1 rRNA gene is annotated in these 1485 nt (G+C 56.6%); it reads left to right on the top strand.

Features of this window, described 5'->3' with window-relative positions:
• Nucleotides 1–204: 204 nt before the first annotated feature.
• Nucleotides 205–1485, top strand: a 23S ribosomal RNA gene (locus ACIRPK_RS36875); the annotation flags it as partial.

Genomic DNA, 1485 nt, shown 5'->3' with positions numbered 1-1485 from the left:
CTGTTGGCCTTGCGAGTACTGCACTTCGGTGCGTGGAAAGCGGGGTCGGTGAGGTCGGGTGTGTCGGGCACGTTGTTGGGTCCTGAGGGAACGGCTGTCATGGTCGTTGCTTCAGTGCCGGTCCTACTGGAAGTGCTCTGTTTGAGCATCAAGGTGGGTGTCTGGTCGTTGTTTGAGAACTGCACAGTGGACGCGAGCATCTGTGGCCAAGTTTTTAAGGGCGCACGGTGGATGCCTTGGCACTAGGAACCGATGAAGGACGTGGGAGGCCACGATAGTCCCCGGGGAGCCGTCAACCAGGCTTTGATCCGGGGGTTTCCGAATGGGGAAACCCGGCAGTCGTCATGGGCTGTCACCCGCACCTGAACACATAGGGTGTGTGGAGGGAACGAGGGGAAGTGAAACATCTCAGTACCCTCAGGAAGAGAAAACAACCGTGATTCCGGGAGTAGTGGCGAGCGAAACCGGATGAGGCTAAACCGTTTTGGTGTGAGACCCGGCAGGGGTTGCCAGAGCGGGGTCGTGGGAAAGTTCTTGATTGGTCTGCCGGCCGGTCGGTGAGTCAGAAACCGTATGGATAGTCGAAGGACATGCGAAAGGTCCGGCGTAGAGGGTAAGACCCCCGTAGACGAAATCTGTGCGGCTCACTTGAGCTTCTCCCAAGTAGCACGGAGCCCGAGAAATTCCGTGTGAATCTGGCGGGACCACCCGCTAAGCCTAAATATTCCCTAGTGACCGATAGCGGATAGTACCGTGAGGGAATGGTGAAAAGTACCGCGGGAGCGGAGTGAAATAGTACCTGAAACCGTGTGCCTACAAGCCGTGGGAGCGTCGGACAGTGGGCTTGCCCATTGTCTCGTGACTGCGTGCCTTTTGAAGAATGAGCCTGCGAGTTTGCGGTGTGTAGCGAGGTTAACCCGTGTGGGGTAGCCGTAGCGAAAGCGAGTCCGAATAGGGCGATACAGTTGCATGCCCAAGACCCGAAGCGGAGTGATCTAGCCATGGGCAGGTTGAAGCGGAGGTAAGACTTCGTGGAGGACCGAACCCACCAGGGTTGAAAACCTGGGGGATGACCTGTGGTTAGGGGTGAAAGGCCAATCAAACTCCGTGATAGCTGGTTCTCCCCGAAATGCATTTAGGTGCAGCGTCACGTGTTTCTTGCCGGAGGTAGAGCACTGGATAGGCGATGGGCCTCACCGGGTTACTGACCTTAGCCAAACTCCGAATGCCGGTAAGTGAGAGCGTGGCAGTGAGACTGTGGGGGATAAGCTCCATGGTCGAGAGGGAAACAGCCCAGAACACCGACTAAGGTCCCTAAGCGTGTGCTAAGTGGGAAAGGATGTGGAGTCGCAGAGACAACCAGGAGGTTGGCTTAGAAGCAGCCACCCTTGAAAGAGTGCGTAATAGCTCACTGGTCAAGTGATTCCGCGCCGACAATGTAGCGGGGCTCAAGTACACCACCGAAGTCGTGTCATTGCAGCAATA

It is taken from the genome of Kitasatospora sp. NPDC101801, from assembly GCF_044766665.1.
GTDB lineage: Bacteria > Actinomycetota > Actinomycetes > Streptomycetales > Streptomycetaceae > Kitasatospora.
Note: the sequence above shows the minus strand (reverse complement) of the source record. Positions and strands in the feature narration are given on the sequence as shown.